18 protein-coding genes are annotated in these 16,658 nt (G+C 51.8%); 11 read left to right on the top strand and 7 right to left on the bottom strand.

Translation table 11 applies throughout. The features are described 5' to 3' along the window. The first annotated feature begins 141 nt into the window (after positions 1 to 141). The 3 genes from BZK42_RS19700 to BZK42_RS19690 all read left to right on the top strand — a co-directional run bounded on the left by BZK42_RS19700 (position 142) and on the right by BZK42_RS19690 (position 1,916). Positions 142 to 1,071 (top strand): alpha/beta hydrolase, encoded by a 930-nt coding sequence (locus BZK42_RS19700; protein ID WP_080859881.1) that lies wholly within the window; start codon positions 142 to 144, stop codon positions 1,069 to 1,071. An 84-nt stretch (positions 1,072 to 1,155) separates the two neighbouring features. After that, positions 1,156 to 1,467 carry a type II toxin-antitoxin system HigB family toxin gene (locus BZK42_RS19695; protein ID WP_019077936.1) on the top strand — a complete coding sequence of 104 codons (312 nt, stop codon included), beginning with the start codon at positions 1,156 to 1,158 and terminating at the stop codon, positions 1,465 to 1,467. Beyond that, a complete protein-coding gene (locus tag BZK42_RS19690; protein WP_080859878.1) occupies positions 1,464 to 1,916 on the top strand; it encodes a helix-turn-helix domain-containing protein in 453 nt (150 codons plus the stop codon). Before BZK42_RS19695 ends, BZK42_RS19690 begins: the two co-directional genes overlap by 4 nt. 17 nt (positions 1,917 to 1,933) lie before the next feature. Here BZK42_RS19690 and fabY read toward each other — a convergent pair whose 3' ends face one another. The 6 genes from fabY to BZK42_RS19660 all read right to left on the bottom strand — a co-directional run bounded on the left by fabY (position 1,934) and on the right by BZK42_RS19660 (position 6,657). Beyond that, positions 1,934 to 2,875, bottom strand: a complete 942-nt coding sequence (fabY, locus tag BZK42_RS19685) for a fatty acid biosynthesis protein FabY (RefSeq protein ID WP_003825286.1) — start codon at positions 2,873 to 2,875, stop codon at positions 1,934 to 1,936. Between the two features lie 44 nt (positions 2,876 to 2,919). Continuing rightward, on the bottom strand, positions 2,920 to 3,357 hold the full coding sequence (gene dtd / locus BZK42_RS19680; protein WP_016157874.1) for a D-aminoacyl-tRNA deacylase: 438 nt from the start codon (positions 3,355 to 3,357) through the stop codon (positions 2,920 to 2,922). Beyond that, a complete protein-coding gene (locus tag BZK42_RS19675; RefSeq protein ID WP_019077938.1) occupies positions 3,354 to 4,226 on the bottom strand; it encodes a virulence factor BrkB family protein in 873 nt (290 codons plus the stop codon). Before BZK42_RS19675 ends, dtd begins: the two co-directional genes overlap by 4 nt. Next, positions 4,220 to 4,819: a glucose-1-phosphatase gene (gene yihX, locus BZK42_RS19670; RefSeq protein ID WP_016157873.1), complete on the bottom strand. Its 600-nt coding sequence runs from the start codon at positions 4,817 to 4,819 to the stop codon at positions 4,220 to 4,222. Before yihX ends, BZK42_RS19675 begins: the two co-directional genes overlap by 7 nt. A 104-nt stretch (positions 4,820 to 4,923) precedes the next feature. After that, entirely contained in the window at positions 4,924 to 5,727 is an 804-nt protein-coding gene (locus tag BZK42_RS19665; protein WP_016155173.1) for a DeoR/GlpR family DNA-binding transcription regulator, read from the bottom strand. Between the two features lie 33 nt (positions 5,728 to 5,760). Beyond that, positions 5,761 to 6,657, bottom strand: a complete 897-nt coding sequence (locus tag BZK42_RS19660; protein WP_080859876.1) for a sugar kinase — start codon at positions 6,655 to 6,657, stop codon at positions 5,761 to 5,763. 166 nt (positions 6,658 to 6,823) lie between these two features. Here BZK42_RS19660 and yihU point away from each other — a divergent pair, with 166 nt between their 5' ends. The 8 genes from yihU (at position 6,824) to ompL (ending at position 16,501) form a co-directional block, all read left to right on the top strand. Further along, on the top strand, positions 6,824 to 7,714 hold the full coding sequence (yihU, locus tag BZK42_RS19655; protein WP_047415632.1) for a sulfolactaldehyde 3-reductase: 891 nt from the start codon (positions 6,824 to 6,826) through the stop codon (positions 7,712 to 7,714). A gap of 19 nt (positions 7,715 to 7,733) precedes the next feature. Next, positions 7,734 to 8,609 (top strand): sulfofructosephosphate aldolase, encoded by an 876-nt coding sequence (yihT, locus tag BZK42_RS19650; protein WP_016155170.1) that lies wholly within the window; start codon positions 7,734 to 7,736, stop codon positions 8,607 to 8,609. Between the two features lie 12 nt (positions 8,610 to 8,621). Continuing rightward, on the top strand, positions 8,622 to 9,863 hold the full coding sequence (yihS, locus tag BZK42_RS19645) for a sulfoquinovose isomerase (protein WP_080859875.1): 1,242 nt from the start codon (positions 8,622 to 8,624) through the stop codon (positions 9,861 to 9,863). An 18-nt stretch (positions 9,864 to 9,881) separates the two neighbouring features. Then, positions 9,882 to 10,757, top strand: coding sequence for an aldose-1-epimerase (locus BZK42_RS19640; RefSeq protein WP_080859873.1), 876 nt, complete (start codon positions 9,882 to 9,884; stop codon positions 10,755 to 10,757). Between the two features lie 52 nt (positions 10,758 to 10,809). Beyond that, complete coding sequence (locus BZK42_RS19635) at positions 10,810 to 12,846, top strand: alpha-glucosidase (RefSeq protein WP_016155167.1); 2,037 nt, start codon at positions 10,810 to 10,812, stop codon at positions 12,844 to 12,846. 45 nt (positions 12,847 to 12,891) lie between these two features. Next, on the top strand, positions 12,892 to 14,274 hold the full coding sequence (locus BZK42_RS19630; protein ID WP_016155166.1) for an MFS transporter: 1,383 nt from the start codon (positions 12,892 to 12,894) through the stop codon (positions 14,272 to 14,274). Between the two features lie 46 nt (positions 14,275 to 14,320). Next, complete coding sequence (locus BZK42_RS19625) at positions 14,321 to 15,742, top strand: MFS transporter (RefSeq protein WP_046275264.1); 1,422 nt, start codon at positions 14,321 to 14,323, stop codon at positions 15,740 to 15,742. Positions 15,743 to 15,808: 66 nt separating this feature from the next. Beyond that, positions 15,809 to 16,501: a porin OmpL gene (ompL, locus tag BZK42_RS19620; protein ID WP_019077945.1), complete on the top strand. Its 693-nt coding sequence runs from the start codon at positions 15,809 to 15,811 to the stop codon at positions 16,499 to 16,501. Between the two features lie 62 nt (positions 16,502 to 16,563). Here the strand turns inward: ompL and BZK42_RS19615 are convergent. Then, positions 16,564 to 16,658: IS3 family transposase (locus BZK42_RS19615; protein WP_046275486.1), on the bottom strand; the 95-nt coding region annotated here is incomplete at its 5' end.

Genomic DNA, 16,658 nt, shown 5'->3' with positions numbered 1-16,658 from the left:
GCGAGAAAATAGCCTTCACGCGAACGATTTTTACTTTTGCGAGCCGCTTTCCAGAATCGTACACCCGTCACTTTTCCCATTCTCATTCGTGGCTATCCAGGTTATAAAACTGTATATCCATACAGATAAGGAAAATAATAAATGGCACTGGAAATCGGGATTGCACAGTTGGTTGAGGCATTTATCGCGGCGGGACGCCCTTCTTCGCGCGAGCAAAATATTGATGACCGGAGAGCTGGCTACATTGCCAGCACGGTACTGGCAGGAGAAACTGAAACCCGCGTACAGGTTGAAGATATTGAACTCGATGCAATGACATTTCGCGTTGTTTCGCCGCGGGGCGCCACGGGAAATCTACCCTGCGTTATCTATTATCACGGCGGCTGCTTTGTCAGTGGCGGATTCGCGACGCATGATAACCAGCTAAGGCAGCTCGCCTGGTACAGCGGCTGTCGAGTCATTGCGGTGCAGTATCGCCTTGCACCAGAGCATACTTTCCCGGCTGCACATAACGACGCTGAAACGGGAGCCAATATTATCTGGAAATATGCCCAGAAACTGGGTGTCGACCGCGGCAGGATTACGCTTGCTGGCGACAGTGCGGGCGGGCATCTGGCGCTGGTCACCGCACTGCGCCTGAAAGCTGCCAATCAATGGCAACCTGCGCAGCTAATACTGATTTACCCGATGCTGGACGCAACCGCCAGGTTTGAGAGCTACGATCGAAATGGGCAGGATTACATTATCACGCGTGACACGTTGCTTTCGGGCTACGAGATGTATTTGCCGCAAACCGACCTGCGGCATCCTGAAGCCAGCCCTGTCTGGCGTGAAGACTTCAACGGTCTGCCGCCCACGCACATCATTACAGCCGAATTCGACCCACTGCGCGATGAGGGTGAGGCCCTGTATCAACGGTTCCAGGAGCAGGGCGTGGAGTGTACCTGCCAACGCTATCTTGGCGTTATCCACGGATTTTTCCAGCTGGCAGGAGTGAGCCAGGCGGCACGAAATGTTATGCGAGATGTGGCCTGGCGCGTCGTAAATCCTGTATCAGGAAGACATGCTTGATTAATATTTTGCTTTCATCTTGAAAACTTAATTACCTTGCGTTATTTTGTTTTCAGGTTGAAAACCTTGTAATGGAACTACACCATGCATGTTATCAGCCGAAAACCTTTCAACGAGGCAATACTCCGTTTTCCAAACCACATGGCAGCACTCGTTGATTTGCTGAATATTTTAGAGAAAAAAATGTTCCACACTCCTGAAGAGATGAAGCAGTACATACCTTCACTGGATAATTTTAAATACAGAAATAAATGGTGGGTGATTAATGTTTCAGGTAACTGCTTGAGACTTATTGCCTATATTGATTTCAAACTGCAAAAGGTATTTGTGAAGCATATCGTTCACCATGCCGAGTATGACAGACTAACCACATACTATCGGGGTCACAAAGAATGAGAACGCATGAAAGCCATCAGATAGACACAGCCAGTGTAAAATTGATGATCGATACCTTTACCGATGCAGTGAAAAAAATCCCCCTGTTAGGCAAAGAACAAAATGAGGCAGAGTACCGAAAAGCACTCGCTTTGGTGGAGTTTCTGGTTGATCGTAACGACCTGGAAAACCCGTTGTTTGAGCTGCTTTCAGCTCGGATCCGCGACTACGAAAAACATGCGCCTGAGTTCAGTGCCCTCAACCAACAACTGGAACATACTCCTCATGGCGTTGCGTTACTGCGTACGCTCATGGATCAATATGGTCTCAAAGCAGCAGATCTTGCCAACGAACTTGGTTCAAAATCCAATGTCAGCAACATCTTGAATGGTCGCAGAGCACTGACTGTAAGTCATATTAAAATGCTCGCAGAACGCTTTAACCTTCCGGCAGACGCATTCATCGAGTAAAGAGGATCCCCTCTGACCTACTCTTCCTCATTCCCGCCCTCTTCATATGCGCCAAACGGTTTCGCGGGTAGCACAATGTAGGTACCTTCAAACACGACGCCCGGCGTGTCATCGCCAAACACCCCGACTTGCATCTGAACGCGCGCCTTGCGGCCTCTTGCCAGACGGTCCAGGTCACCGCTCAGCGAGCCCAGATCGGCAATAGCGGTAGGTTTCCCGGTAATTGGCCTGCTGTATCGGATATGCGCGTCGGCGAGGATTATCGTCCCCCCCAGATGGCGCTCGCGCAGCATCAGCCAGATAAGCCCCCAGCCCGTTAACGTCGCCAGTGAAAACAGGCTTCCGGCAAACAGCGTATGGTGCGGGTTCTGATTGCCAGTCTCTGGCATCGTCGTAATAAATTTCTGCCCGGTGTACTGCTGAATGCGCACGCCCATTTTCTCACTCAATGGAATATGTTCGTACCAGGCTTGCTGTAGCTGTCCGCACCAGTCCCCGCGATGGAGAATGTCGTCCAGCGTTGCGATGGGTTTAATCATCAAAAAATGGCGCACCGGCGTGGTTTGCGGCGTGGTAATTTCGCCCTGACTCACAAACCCCAGTTTGGCGAAAAATTCGACCGCATCTTCACGGGCGCTACAGGTTACGCGTTTTACCCCTTCCTGACGCGCCACAGACTCCAGGGTCATCGCCATCAGCGTGCCCAACCCTTTCTCCTGCACAGAGGGGTCAACGGCCATAAAACGTATGGAGGCTTCGTTATCCGCATTGATATACAAACGCCCAACCGCGACCAGATTTCCCTCTTCGTCCACCACCATCTGGTGATGCGCCATCGCGTCCCAGGCATCCCGTTCGGAGCCTTTGGGCTGGTGCAACGGTTTACGCAACATCTCCCAGCGAAACTGGTAGTAACGCTCCAACTCTTCTTCTGTTTGCGGTACTCGAAGGTGATACATAGTCGTATTCTCTCTTGTTGCCCGCGGCCACACCGGTAGCTGGTTCATACTTGTAACCAGAACGTCACGGGGCCATCATTAACCAGTGAAACCTGCATATCCGCAGCGAATCGACCGGTTTGCGTATTCATTTCCTGTTGGCGGCAACGCTCAACAAAGTATTCATACAGCGCTTCTGCCCGCTCGGGCGAAGCGCCTTTCGAAAACCCCGGGCGCATGCCACGTTCGGTATCTGCCGCCAGCGTGAACTGTGAAACCACCAGCACACTGCCACCTGATTGCTGCACGTTGAGGTTCATTTTTCCTTCGGCATCGCTAAAGATTCGATAGCCGAGTACGCGCTCGCACAGACGGTTCGCTTTCTGTTCGTCATCATCCCTTTCGACACCTAACAGGACCAAAAGTCCTGGGCCAATTTCACCCGTCACCTCGCCCTCCACGGTGACGCTGGCACGGGTTACGCGCTGAATTAATGCAATCATGGTTGATCTGCTTCTTCTTGTTCTGCGGCTTGTTTAAGTTTGCGGTATTCCCCGAGAGTGACAGTTATTTCCGCGCCAAGCAAGACGATACACCACGTCCAGTATACCCAGACAAATAAAATGGGGATCACCGCCAGGACACCGTAAATGAGCTGATACGACGGGAACATCGTGATGTAGAGTGCAAATCCTTTCTTTCCGGCCTCGAACAACACGGCGGCCACAAAGGCGCCAATAACAGCATCACGATTGGGCACACGCGTAGTTGGCACAATGCTGTAAAGCAGCCAGAACGAGAGCCAGGAAAGCACCAGAGGGAAAATACGCAAGACGTCATCAATCACCGAGTTGAGATCGCTGGCCCAGCGCAATGACAACAAATAAGAGCTGATCGCCAGACTGGCCCCCGCCAGCAGCGGCCCCAGCGTTAAAATCATCCAATAGACGGCGAAAGAGTAAACTTTGGGACGAGTGCGCTTACTGCGCCAGATAGTATTCAGAGCATTATCAATGGCATACATCAGCAATAACGCCGTGACAATCAGCCCACATGCCCCAACGGCCGTCATTTTGTTCGAGTTGGCGACAAACTGTTCGATATAACGCTGGATGACGTCTCCCGTCGCCGGGATAAAGTTTGCAAAAATAAAATGACGTAGCTGGGCACTGACGTCGGAAAACATCGGAAATGCGGCGAAAAGAGCAAACACAACGGCGATAAGCGGCACTAATGAGAGCAGTGAAACGTAGGCAAGATTCCCTGCCAGCGTCGTCATGTTGTCCTCATCAATCCGCTGCCATAGTAGCTTCAGCCAGGCCCGTACAGGACGCGTATGGTGCCTGGCTTGTTGCTGAACATTTTTTAGCATAACAACTTCGCGAAATAGTCAGGAATGGTCGTTTTATCGACGACCTGGATACTGGTAATCCCTAACCGGTTAGCTCCTTCAATATTATCGGCGTTGTCGTCAAAAAAGACCGCATCGTCCGCAGAAAAACCTTCAGACTGCAGGACATGCTGGTAAATCCGCGCTTCCGGTTTTCGCATGCCCAGATCCTGGGAAAGATAAATATGGTCAGCAGCCTGACGAATTTCAGGATATTCATCCGGCCAAAATGTTGTGTGCAGACGGTTAGTATTCGACAAGACGACCACCCGATGCCCCTGCTCACGCAGCTTATGCATGATGTCGATGACTTCAGGGCGCAATGCCACAAAAACGGCCTGCCAGCCGTGAGAGAACTGCTCGTAACTTAGCGGCAGCGCCATGTCATGACATAGCGCCTCGGCAAAGGCTTCATCCGTTATTTCACCTCGCTCGTGCTGGTGAAAAGCCTCCCCCATGGTGAAACTTTGCTTCAGCGAGGCCAGCGGTACACGGCTCAGATCGCTCCATGTGCCCAACACGCGGTTGAAGTCGATATCGACAATCACATTACCTAAATCAAAGATATAGAGCATGCCCTTCTCCTTATTCGCCGTGGATGAATAACTGTAGCGGGAAAGGAGAAGTTTGACTATGTGAGAGTGATGGCTTCGAACTTATCGAGCCATCATCTGAGGAATTACACGGCCAGAGCATCATCTTGTGAAGGACTCACCTGCACAATTTCAACCTGTTGTGACTGGAGTAAATTATGCAATGCGGGACCTGGGTATTCATCGGTAAACAGCGCTGTCACCTGAGAGACGTTACCAATTTCTACCGCGGCAGAAGCCGTATATTTCGTATGATCCGCTGCCAGCAGAATGTGTCTTGAGTGCGACATCATCGTTTTCACTACGCTGGCTTCATTGACATCAAACTCCAGCAGCGCGCCATCACTTTCGATCGCGCCAACGCTGGTTACCAGGTAGTCGGCCCGAAAATCAGCGACAAATGCCGAGGCAGAAGGACCAATGATGCCACTGTTGTGCGGGCGTAACGTTCCCCCCGGCACCATGACTTCAAAACGTGGATTGTTATAAAGAATGTGCGCCACGCGCAGACTGTTGGTGATAATGCGCAAATGATTATGGTTTAACAGCGAGCGGGCCACCTGCTCAACGGTAGTGCCAATGGTAATAAACACCGTTGACCCATCGGGAATGTAGTCCGCCACCGCTTCCGCGATGGCTTTTTTCTCCTCCGTCCAGGAGACTTCACGCTGCTCAAACGCCGTATTCACCACGCTGGAGGCTCTGCCCGCGCCACCATGATGACGCGTAATTAATCCCTGCTCGCTGAGTTTACGAATATCACGACGCACGGTCTGCGTGGACACGTCCAGCAGGCTGGCCAGCTCGTCGATATTCATATAACCGCGCTCGCTAATCAGCATAAGCAGTTGATCGTGTCGCGGGTTACCGGTCAGTTCGGTAAGACTCATGAAATTTCCTCGAAAAACCATTGCCCTGGCATTTTATACAAAAAGTGACAGAAAAGATCGGGTTTGATCACAGTCAGGGATTCCGGCCCTTCCTCCCGGACGCGTACATTTTAGCGCAGCAACCCCGCTGGCGAACCTGACGGCCTCTTCCGGGAGGTCGCCCCCGGCCAGGCTAAACGCGAGCGCACCATGGAAAACATCCCCCGCCCCCGTTGTATCAACAACGTTGACTTTAAATCCAGATTGATGCTGCAACGTATTATTTTTTATCCAGTCGCAGCCTGCACTGCCCCGCGTTACATACACGTGACCATTTGTGAGCGTTTGCGCTCTTTTCAGTCCGGCTTCAGGATCGTTTATCCCGGTTAAACGCGCCAGACCGGGTTCAGAAAACGCAGCATGATCGCTTAACGCCACCAGCTCGCGGATATCTTGTGGCGTTACGTCACCATCCAGTACCGTCATCACTCCCGCCCGACGTGCCAATGTGAACGCCTGCCTGGCCCCTTCGTGCCAGCGAACATCCGCCAACACCACATCCCACTGGGTAAAATCGATCTCATTGAGCCAGTCAGCATCATGCAGTAAATCCGGGCTGGGATAGTTAACGATAATCCTTTCCCCTTGCGCATCAACCATAATTGCCGATTGTGAAGACTTCGCCCCCGCGTAGCGCCGGGAATAGCGGGTATTTACCCCCAGGGACTCCAGCTCCGCCAGCAAGCTATTTCCGGTGTCGTCATCGCCCACACGGCCAATAAAGTCCACCTGCGCGCCCAGCTTCGCTGCAGCCACTGCGGCCGTTGCAGCAGGCCCGCCGCCCACTTCCGTATAACGCTTCGCTACATACTTACCTCCTTCAGTCGGTAAACCTTCCACGTAATAGATGCGATCCATCACGGCAATACCTACACAAGCAATACGAATCATGGTTGTTCCTTAGGCGTTTCAAGATGGGATCATTTTAATTTCACAAAATGTTTAAAAAGTGACGGCTGTCAATTTTTTGACCATAAATTACAAATACGATCAAAAACAGACAGAAACAAACGACCTTAAATGACAAAAAATGACATCCACGTCTCAGGAGAACGTTATGGCAGTTATAGCATTTATCGGATTAGGTCAGATGGGTTCACCCATGGCGAGCAACTTGCTGAAGCAGGGTCATCAACTCAGCGTCTTTGACGTTAACCCGGATGCCGTTCAGCGCCTGGTGGAAAAAGGAGCACAGCCTGCCAGTAGCCCGGCTCAGGCAGCAAAAGGTGCAGAATTTGTCATCACCATGCTGCCAAACGGCGATCTGGTGCGCAGCGTATTGTTCGGCGAGCAGGGTATTTGCGAAAGCCTCTCCCTGCAGGCGTTAGTAATTGATATGTCGACTATTCACCCACTGCAAACCGATAAACTCATCGCCGATATGCGTGCCAAAGGCTTCGATATGATGGATTGCCCGGTTGGACGCACCTCCGATCACGCCATAGCGGGAACGCTGTTGCTGCTGGCAGGTGGAACGGCACAGCAGGTAGAACGCGCCACACCGGTTCTGATGGCGATGGGTAATGAATTGATCAATGCAGGTGGTCCCGGCATGGGGATCCGCGTGAAGCTCATCAACAACTACATGAGTATCGCGCTAAACGCCCTCTCTGCCGAAGCCGCCGTGTTGTGCGAGGCACTTGGTCTCTCCTTCGATGTGGCTTTGCAAGTCATGAGCGGCACCCCCGCCGGAAAGGGCCACTTCACTACCTCCTGGCCGAACAAAGTGCTGAAAGGCGATCTTTCCCCGGCTTTCATGATCGATTTAGCTCACAAGGATCTTGGCATCGCCCTGGACGTTGCCAACCAATTGCACGTGCCGATGCCGCTCGGCGCCGCTTCCCGCGAAGTCTATAACCAGGCACGCGCCGCTGGCCGTGGCCGGGAAGACTGGACCGCAATACTCGAGCAGGTTCGGACATCTGCCGGACTGAATTCCCAACTTTGATAAGTAAAAGGACTGAACAATGACCAAGTACACCCTGAAAGATATCACCCGAGCTTCCGGCGGGTTTGCCATGCTGGCGGTCGATCAGCGCGAAGCCATGCGCTTAATGTTTGCCGCCGCGGGTGCAAAATCCCCGGTCAATGACAGCGTGCTGACCGATTTCAAAGTCAATGCGGCGAAGATCCTTTCCCCCTATGCCTCCGCCATTCTGGTCGATCAGCAGTTCTGCTACCGCCAGGTTGTAGAGCAAAACGCGGTCGCCAAAAACTGCGCCATGATTGTGGCCGCTGATGAGTTCATTCCGGGTAACGGTATTCCGGTCGATAGCGTGGTGATTGATAAAAAAATCGACCCGCAGACCGTGAAGCAAGATGGTGCCAAGGCCCTCAAACTGCTGGTGCTGTGGCGTAGCGATGAAGATGCCCAACAACGTCTTGATATGGTGGGAGAATTCAATGAACTATGCCATTCCAATGGTCTGCTGAGCATCATCGAGCCGGTTGTTCGCCCGCCACGTCGTGGCGATAAGTTCGATCGTGAACAGGCCATTATCGATGCCGCGAAAGAACTGGGTGATAGCGGTGCCGATCTCTACAAGGTCGAAATGCCTCTGTACGGCAAAGGAACCCAACAAGAGCTGCTTAGCGCCTCTCAGCGCCTGAATGAAAACATCAACATGCCGTGGGTCATTCTCTCCTCCGGTGTGGATGAAAAACTGTTCCCACGCGCGGTCAGCGTAGCAATGACCGCTGGCGCATCCGGCTTCCTGGCCGGACGTGCGGTCTGGTCATCCGTGGTTGGCCTGCCGGATACCGAACTGATGCTGCGTGATGTTTCCGCACCTAAGTTGCAGCGTCTGGGCGATATCGTCGATGAAATGATGGCCCGGCGCTAAGAGGATCTCAGAATGAAATGGTTTAACACCCTAAGCCACAACCGCTGGCTGGAGCAGGAAACAGACCGCATCTTTAACTTTGGTAAGAACGCTGCGGTACCTACCGGATTTGGCTGGCTGGGAAACAGTGGTCAGGTCAGAGCAGATATGGGGACACATCTGTGGATCACCGCCCGCATGCTGCACGTCTACTCCGTTGCCGCGTCGATGGGTCGGCCTGGCGCATACCAACTCGTCGATCACGGCATTAAAGCGCTGAACGGTGCGCTACGCGACACACGCTTCGGCGGTTGGTACGCCTGCGTAAATGACGAAGGCGTGATGGACGCCTCCAAGCAGGGTTATCAGCATTTCTTCGTCTTGCTCGGCGCGGCAAGCGCGGTCACTACCGGTCATCCACAGGCCAGACAATTGTTGGATGATGCCATCGAGGTGATTGAAAAGTACTTCTGGAGCGAAGACGAGCAGATGTGCCTGGAGTCCTGGGACGAAGCCTTCAGCCAGACGGAAGATTACCGTGGCGGTAACGCCAACATGCACGCGGTCGAGGCTTTCCTGATCGTTTATGACGTTACCCATGACCGTAAATGGCTCGATCGCGCACTGCGAATTGCTTCGGTGATTATTCACGACGTGGCCCGCAGCGGGGAGTATCGCGTCAACGAGCACTTCGATTCACAGTGGAACCCAATCCGCGATTACAACAAGGATAACCCTGCTCACCGTTTCCGCGCATACGGCGGCACGCCGGGCCACTGGATCGAATGGGGCCGTCTGATGCTGCATCTGCATGCCGCGTTGGAAGCCCGCTTCGAAACGCCTCCCGCCTGGCTGCTGGAAGATGCCAAAGGCTTGTTCCACGCCACCATCCGTGATGCCTGGGCACCGGACGGTGCGGATGGTTTTGTCTATTCGGTGGACTGGGACGGTAAACCAATCGTTCGCGAAAGAGTGCGTTGGCCGATAGTCGAAGCCATGGGTACCGCCTATGCCTTGTATACCCTCACCGGCGACAGCCAGTACGAAGCCTGGTACCAGAAGTGGTGGGATTACTGCATCACCTATCTGATGGACTACGAGACCGGTTCATGGTGGCAGGAGTTGGACACCGATAACAAAGTGACCACCAAAGTCTGGGACGGTAAGCAGGACATTTATCACCTGCTGCACTGCCTGGTAATCCCGCGTCTACCGCTGGCTCCGGGCCTTGCTCCGGCGGTTGCTGCCGGTCTTCTGGATATCAACGCCAAATAAGTCACAAGGATAGCAGCCATGCATAGTGGTGGAAAAACCATTCATCTTCAGGCCGGACACTACGAGGCGAAAATCGTCACGGTTGGCGCTGGGCTGGCAGAATTGATGCATTGTGGGCGTCACATCGTTATTCCACATAAGCCGGAAGAGATGCCGCAGGCGCATTTAGGAAAAGTGTTAGTCCCATGGCCAAACCGCGTTGCAGACGGCAGCTATCAACATAACGGCAAGACCTTCCAGCTTGCCGTTAACGACCCTATTTCGCATACCGCCATTCACGGGCTGTTGGCCTGGCGGGACTGGCAGATTAACCAGCAGTCGGCATCGGAAGTGTCGCTGATGATTTTTCTGCCGCCCTCTTATGGTTATCCCTTTTCATTACTGGTTGAAACAACATATCGCCTTGATGCAATAAGCGGTCTGCACATTTTTATTACTACGCTGAATATTGGTGATGAATCAGCGCCTTATGGTTCTGGCGCTCATCCCTATTTGACCTGTGGTCTTGAGAAGATAGATAGCTGTACGCTCACTCTTCCGACAGATGAGGTCTTTGACATTGATCCCCTGGAAACGCATCGCGTTGAGAATACCGCGCTGAATTTCACCACGCCGCGCCCTGTCGCTGCAACGCAGATCGATCACACCTTTAAAACCCCTGTGTCCGGGCGTGAATGGGAAGTCAGCATGTTCAGTGCAACGAAAAATATGACGACGTACTTACGTTGCGACCAGCCGTGGCTACAGATTTACAGCGGCGAGAAATTACACCGTCTGGGGATTGCCGTAGAACCCATGACCTGCCCGCCAGATGCCTTTAATTCAGGCATCAGTCTTATCTCTCTGGCACCCGGCGAGATGCATCGGATGCATTTTTTAATCGGTGCCGAATAACCTTATCCCAAAACAAAAATTACCGAATTACCCTATTTTTACGGAGACGATAATGAATTCGCTACAACAACGGTCAACCGCTTTAGAACTAACGACGTTACAGAATGGCTTTACGCTGACATACCACCAGCGCCTGATTTTACGTCACAGCACAGAAACACCTTGCCTGTGGATCGGCGCTGGCGTTGCCGATATTGATATGTTCCGCGGCAACTTCAGCATTAAAGACAAACTCAATGAGAAGATTGCCCTGACCGACGCCACGGTCAGCGAGTCGCCTGACGGCTGGCAGGTGCATTTCAGTCGCGGTAACACCATCAACGCCACGCTGCACATCTCCACCGATGAACAGGGTCGCCTGAAGCTGGATCTGCACAACGATGACCTCAGCCATAACCGCATCTGGCTGCGTCTGGCTGCCAACCCGGACGATCATATTTACGGCTGCGGTGAACAGTTCTCTTATTTCGACTTACGCGGTAAACCGTTCCCACTGTGGACCAGCGAACAGGGCGTGGGCCGTAACAAAAATAGCTATGTCACCTGGCAGGCAGACTGCAAAGAAAATGCCGGTGGTGACTACTACTGGACCTTTTTCCCGCAGCCGACCTTCGTCAGCACGCAGAAGTACTACTGCCACGTTGATAACAGCTGCTATATGAATTTCGACTTCAGCGCGCCGGAGTATCACGAACTGGCATTGTGGGAGGACAAAACCACCCTACGATTTGAATGCGCTGACACCTACATCTCTTTACTGGAAAAACTGACCGCGCTGTTAGGACGCCAGCCGGAGCTGCCGGACTGGATCTACGATGGCGTCACGCTCGGTATTCAAGGCGGTACTGAGGTTTGCCAGAACAAACTGGACACCATGCGTAACGCAGGCGTGAAAGTAAACGGCATCTGGGCGCAGGACTGGTCCGGGATCCGCATGACCTCCTTTGGCAAACGCGTGATGTGGAACTGGAAGTGGAACAGCGACAACTATCCTCAGTTGGATAGCCGTATTAAGCAGTGGAAAGAAGAAGGCGTGCAATTCCTCTCCTACATCAACCCGTACGTCGCCAGCGATAAAGATCTCTGCGCCGAAGCGGCTGCGCACGGTTATCTGGCGAAAGATGCTTCTGGCGCTGACTATCTGGTTGAGTTTGGCGAGTTTTACGGCGGCGTGGTGGACCTGACCAACCCTGAAGCCTACGCCTGGTTCAAAGAAGTCATCAAAAAGAACATGATTGAGCTGGGATGCGGCGGTTGGATGGCCGACTTTGGCGAATACCTGCCAACCGACACTTACCTGCACAATGGCATTAGCGCTGAAATTATGCATAACGCCTGGCCTGCGCTGTGGGCGAAATGTAACTACGAAGCGTTACAGGAGACTGGCAAGCTCGGCGAGATCCTGTTCTTTATGCGTGCGGGTTACACCGGCAGCCAGAAATACTCCACCATGATGTGGGCAGGCGATCAGAACGTTGACTGGAGCCTTGACGACGGTCTGGCCTCGGTCGTGCCTGCTGCGCTGTCACTGGCGATGAGCGGCCATGGTCTGCACCACAGCGATATCGGCGGCTACACCACCCTATTTGAAATGAAACGCAGCAAAGAGCTGCTGCTGCGCTGGTGTGACTTTAGCGCCTTCACGCCGATGATGCGCACCCACGAAGGTAACCGCCCTGGCGATAACTGGCAGTTTGATGGTGATGCTGAAACCATCGCTCACTTTGCTCGTATGACCACCGTCTTTACCACCCTTAAACCGTATCTGAAACAGGCGGTCGCGCAAAACAGCGCCACCGGTCTGCCGGTGATGCGTCCGCTATTCCTACATTACGAAGACGATGCGCGGACCTACACCCTGAAATATCAGTACCTGCTGGGACAGGATGTGCTGGTTGCGCCGGTTCACGAACAAGGCCAGCAAAACTGGACTCTGTATCTGCCGGAGGATAGCTGGGTCAACATCTGGACCGGGGAAACTTACCAGGGCGGTGAAATTACCGTGGATGCGCCTATTGGCAAGCCTCCGGTGTTTTATCGCGCGAAGAGTGAATGGGCGTCACTGTTTGCCACTTTACGCAACATCTAATGCGGCTCGCCCGTGGGGAAACTCGCGGGCACATGGAGAATAATAATGAGTCAGACTTCCTCTAATCCGGCAACCCTACGCTTGCCGTTCAAAGAAAAACTCGCCTATGGGATGGGTGATTTAGGCTCCAATATCCTGCTGGATATTGGTACGCTCTATTTACTCAAGTTTTATACCGATGTCCTTGGTTTACCTGGAACTTATGGCGGTATCATTTTCCTCATCGCCAAGTTTTTTACCGCGTTTACCGATATGGGCACCGGGATTATGCTTGATTCCCGCCGCAAAATCGGCCCGAAGGGAAAATTCCGTCCGTTCGTTCTTTATGCCGCATTTCCGGTTACCTTGCTGGCGATTGCAAACTTTGTCGGTACACCGTTTGAAGTAACCGGTAAAACGGTCATGGCAACAGTGCTGTTTATGCTGTACGGATTGTTTTTCAGCATGATGAACTGTTCTTATGGTGCGATGGTTCCCGCGATTACGAAAAATCCTGACGAACGCGCGTCGCTTGCCGCCTGGCGGCAAGGTGGCGCAACCCTTGGTCTGTTGCTGTGTACCGTCGGTTTTGTTCCCGTAATGAACCTGATCGAAGGCAACTCGCAGCTGGGTTATATCTTCGCTGCCACGTTGTTTTCTCTGTTTGGCCTGCTGTTTATGTGGCTCTGCTATGCCGGGGTAAAAGAACGTTACGTGGAAGTGAAACCCGTTGATGCCGCGCAAAAACCGGGATTGCTGCAATCCTTTCGCGCCATCGCCGGTAATCGCCCGCTGTTTATTCTGTGCATTGCCAACCTTTGCACGCTTGGCGCGTTTAACGTCAAGCTGGCGATTCAGGTCTACTACACCCAGTACGTTCTTAATGACCCGATCCTCCTTTCCTGGATGGGCTTTTTTAGCATGGGTTGTATCTTCATCGGCGTCTTCCTGATGCCTGGCATGGTCAGACGTTTCGGCAAGAAAAAAGTCTACATCGGCGGTTTGCTGATTTGGGTGGCGGGCGATCTGCTTAACTACTTCTTTGGCGGCGGCTCCGTCAGCTTTGTCGCCTTCTCCTGCCTGGCGTTCTTCGGCTCGGCATTCGTCAACAGCCTGAACTGGGCGCTGGTCTCCGATACCGTGGAATATGGCGAATGGCGTACCGGCGTACGCTCTGAAGGTACGGTATACACCGGTTTCACCTTCTTCCGTAAAGTGTCACAAGCGCTGGCAGGATTCTTCCCGGGCTGGATGCTGACGCAAATCGGCTACGTCCCCAATGTGGTGCAATCTGCAAGTACGGTCGAAGGATTGCGTCAGTTGATCTTTATTTATCCCTGCGCCTTGGCGGTGATCACCATTGTAGCTATGGGCTGTTTCTACAACCTTAACGAGAAGATGTATGTCCGCATCGTTGAAGAGATAGAAGCACGTAAACAACCCGTTTGATAATAATAATGAATAGCGCTCTACGGGGCGCTATTGAGGAGCGATTATGTCTTTTCATGATCCGCTAACGCTAAAACTGAGCCTGCGTGAAAAATTCTCCTACGGAGTGGGTGACTTCGGCTCAAATTTGATGCTGTGTATCGGCACGCTGTATCTACTTAAATTTTATACCGATGAACTAGGGATGCCGGCGTATTACGGTGGGATTATATTTTTGGTGGCGAAGTTCTTCACCGCTTTCACTGATATGTTGACCGGTGTGTTGCTGGACTCAAGGCGTAATATTGGCGCAAAAGGGAAATTCAGGCCCTTTATTTTGTATGCATCATTTCCTGTTGCTGTCGTTGCCAGCGCGCAGTTTTTAGCGACAGATTTTACGCTAACGGTGAAAACCGGACTGGCGACAGTGTTGTTTATGCTGTTCGGGCTGTTCTATAGCCTGATGAACTGCTCCTACGGCGCGATGGTGCCCGCGATCACGAAGAACCCGCATGAACGAGCTCAGCTCGCCGCCTGGCGTCAGGGCGGCGCTACCGTAGGCCTGTTACTGTGTACTGTTGGCTTTATGCCTATTCAGGCGCTATTTGTTAGTTCACCTTCGCTGGGTTATCTGATTGCCGCACTGATCTTCTCCGTCTGCGGACTGTTCAGCATGTGGTGGTGCTTTAGCGGTGTGAAGGAACGCTATATCGAAATCGTGCCGGATCACCATAAGCCCAGCATTCTCAAGTCGTTCTGCGCCATTTTCCGTAACCCTCCACTGCTGGTGCTGTGTGTCGCCAATCTGTGCACGTTGGCGGCATTCAACATCAAGCTGGCGATCCAGGTGTATTACACCCAGTACGTGCTCAACGATATTCATCTGCTGTCGTGGATGGGTTTCTTCAGCATGGGATGCATTCTGGTTGGGGTACTGCTGGTTCCCACAGCTGTAAAACGCTTCGGTAAAAAGCAGGTTTACCTCGGTGGCCTGGCGCTATGGGCTATCGGTGATGTGCTGAACTTTTTCTGGGGCAGTACGTCATTTTTATTCGTCACGTTCTCTTGCATGGCCTTCTTCGGAACCGCTTTTGTTAACAGTCTAAACTGGGCACTGGTTCCGGATACGGTCGATTATGGCGAATGGAAAACGGGGATCCGTGCAGAAGGTTCGGTGTATACGGGTTATACCTTTTCTCGCAAAATTTCTGCTGCGCTCGCAGGCTTCCTGCCGGGCATCATGCTGACGCAAATCGGTTATATCCCCAACATAGTCCAGAGTGATGCCACACTGCTCGGTTTACGTCAGCTTATTTTCCTCTGGCCTTGCGGACTTGCAATTATTGCAGCACTCACGATGGGCTTCTTTTATAAGCTCAACGAAACTCGTTTTGCTTTTATTATTGAGGAAATCAGCCAACGGAAGAAAAACAACATCCAACCGGACCCTATTACTAATAAAAAGAACACCTCTGCTGTAAACGTATAAAAATAATTGCCGCCTATTCCATCCCAATGGATGGCGGCCTCCCTACGCGTAAAAAATGGATTTATCATGAAAAAATTAACGACAATAATTCTCTTATCCTCTGTGGTATCAACCTCTGCTTTCGCTGGAGCCTATGTAGAAAACCGCGAAGCATATAACCTGGCCTCCGACCAAATGGAGGTCATGCTGCGCGTTGGCTATAACTCCGATATGGGCGCAGGTATCATGCTCACGAATACCTACACTATGCAGCGCAAGGATGAGTTAAAACACGGCTATAACGAAATAGAGGGTTGGTACCCGTTATTTAAACCGACAGATAAATTAACAATCCAGCCTGGAGGGTTAATAAACGATAAGAGTATTGGCTCAGGTGGTGCTGTTTATCTGGATGTTAACTATAAATTTACTCCGTGGTTTAATCTTACCGTGCGTAATCGATATAACCATAATAACTACAGTTCAACCGACCTAAACGGTGAGCTGGATAATAATGATACCTATGAAATAGGCAACTACTGGAACTTTACCATTACCGATAAATTTTCCTATACCTTTGAACCGCACTATTTTATGCGAGTCAATGACTTCAATAGCAGCAATGGAAAAGATCATCACTGGGAAATTACCAATACCTTTAAGTATCGTATCAATGAACACTGGTTACCCTACCTTGAATTACGCTGGTTAGATCGCAATGTTGAACCCTATCATCGCGAACAAAACCAGATTCGTGTTGGGGCAAAGTATTTCTTCTAATTCTCCTGATGATAAAAAAAGCCGCTGAAATGGACTGACCCCATAAAGTTGGACAGTTCATATTAAGCGGCTTTCAGGGCCTGGGTTCGGTATTCTACCGGACTCAGGCCTTTTAATTTCAGGCTGATCCGCTCGTTGTTATAATAATGGATATAGT

Origin of the sequence: Citrobacter braakii (assembly GCF_002075345.1) — a bacterium.
In the GTDB taxonomy this organism is placed as follows: Bacteria; Pseudomonadota; Gammaproteobacteria; order Enterobacterales; family Enterobacteriaceae; genus Citrobacter; species Citrobacter braakii.
Note: the sequence above shows the minus strand (reverse complement) of the source record. Positions and strands in the feature narration are given on the sequence as shown.

Excerpts from the sequence above, each read along its gene's own strand:
- BZK42_RS19695 (WP_019077936.1), top strand. The coding sequence starts at position 1,156 with ATGCATGTTATCAGCCGAAAACCTTTCAACGAGGCAATACTCCGTTTT.
- dtd (WP_016157874.1), bottom strand. The coding sequence starts at position 3,357 with ATGATTGCATTAATTCAGCGCGTAACCCGTGCCAGCGTCACCGTGGAG.
- BZK42_RS19700 (WP_080859881.1), top strand. The coding sequence starts at position 142 with ATGGCACTGGAAATCGGGATTGCACAGTTGGTTGAGGCATTTATCGCG.
- yihX (WP_016157873.1), bottom strand. The coding sequence starts at position 4,819 with ATGCTCTATATCTTTGATTTAGGTAATGTGATTGTCGATATCGACTTC.
- BZK42_RS19660 (WP_080859876.1), bottom strand. The coding sequence starts at position 6,657 with ATGATTCGTATTGCTTGTGTAGGTATTGCCGTGATGGATCGCATCTAT.
- yihT (WP_016155170.1), top strand. The coding sequence starts at position 7,734 with ATGACCAAGTACACCCTGAAAGATATCACCCGAGCTTCCGGCGGGTTT.
- BZK42_RS19665 (WP_016155173.1), bottom strand. The coding sequence starts at position 5,727 with ATGAGTCTTACCGAACTGACCGGTAACCCGCGACACGATCAACTGCTT.
- BZK42_RS19690 (WP_080859878.1), top strand. The coding sequence starts at position 1,464 with ATGAGAACGCATGAAAGCCATCAGATAGACACAGCCAGTGTAAAATTG.
- BZK42_RS19640 (WP_080859873.1), top strand. The coding sequence starts at position 9,882 with ATGCATAGTGGTGGAAAAACCATTCATCTTCAGGCCGGACACTACGAG.
- BZK42_RS19635 (WP_016155167.1), top strand. The coding sequence starts at position 10,810 with ATGAATTCGCTACAACAACGGTCAACCGCTTTAGAACTAACGACGTTA.
- BZK42_RS19630 (WP_016155166.1), top strand. The coding sequence starts at position 12,892 with ATGAGTCAGACTTCCTCTAATCCGGCAACCCTACGCTTGCCGTTCAAA.
- ompL (WP_019077945.1), top strand. The coding sequence starts at position 15,809 with ATGAAAAAATTAACGACAATAATTCTCTTATCCTCTGTGGTATCAACC.
- yihS (WP_080859875.1), top strand. The coding sequence starts at position 8,622 with ATGAAATGGTTTAACACCCTAAGCCACAACCGCTGGCTGGAGCAGGAA.
- fabY (WP_003825286.1), bottom strand. The coding sequence starts at position 2,875 with ATGTATCACCTTCGAGTACCGCAAACAGAAGAAGAGTTGGAGCGTTAC.
- BZK42_RS19625 (WP_046275264.1), top strand. The coding sequence starts at position 14,321 with ATGTCTTTTCATGATCCGCTAACGCTAAAACTGAGCCTGCGTGAAAAA.
- BZK42_RS19675 (WP_019077938.1), bottom strand. The coding sequence starts at position 4,226 with ATGCTAAAAAATGTTCAGCAACAAGCCAGGCACCATACGCGTCCTGTA.
- yihU (WP_047415632.1), top strand. The coding sequence starts at position 6,824 with ATGGCAGTTATAGCATTTATCGGATTAGGTCAGATGGGTTCACCCATG.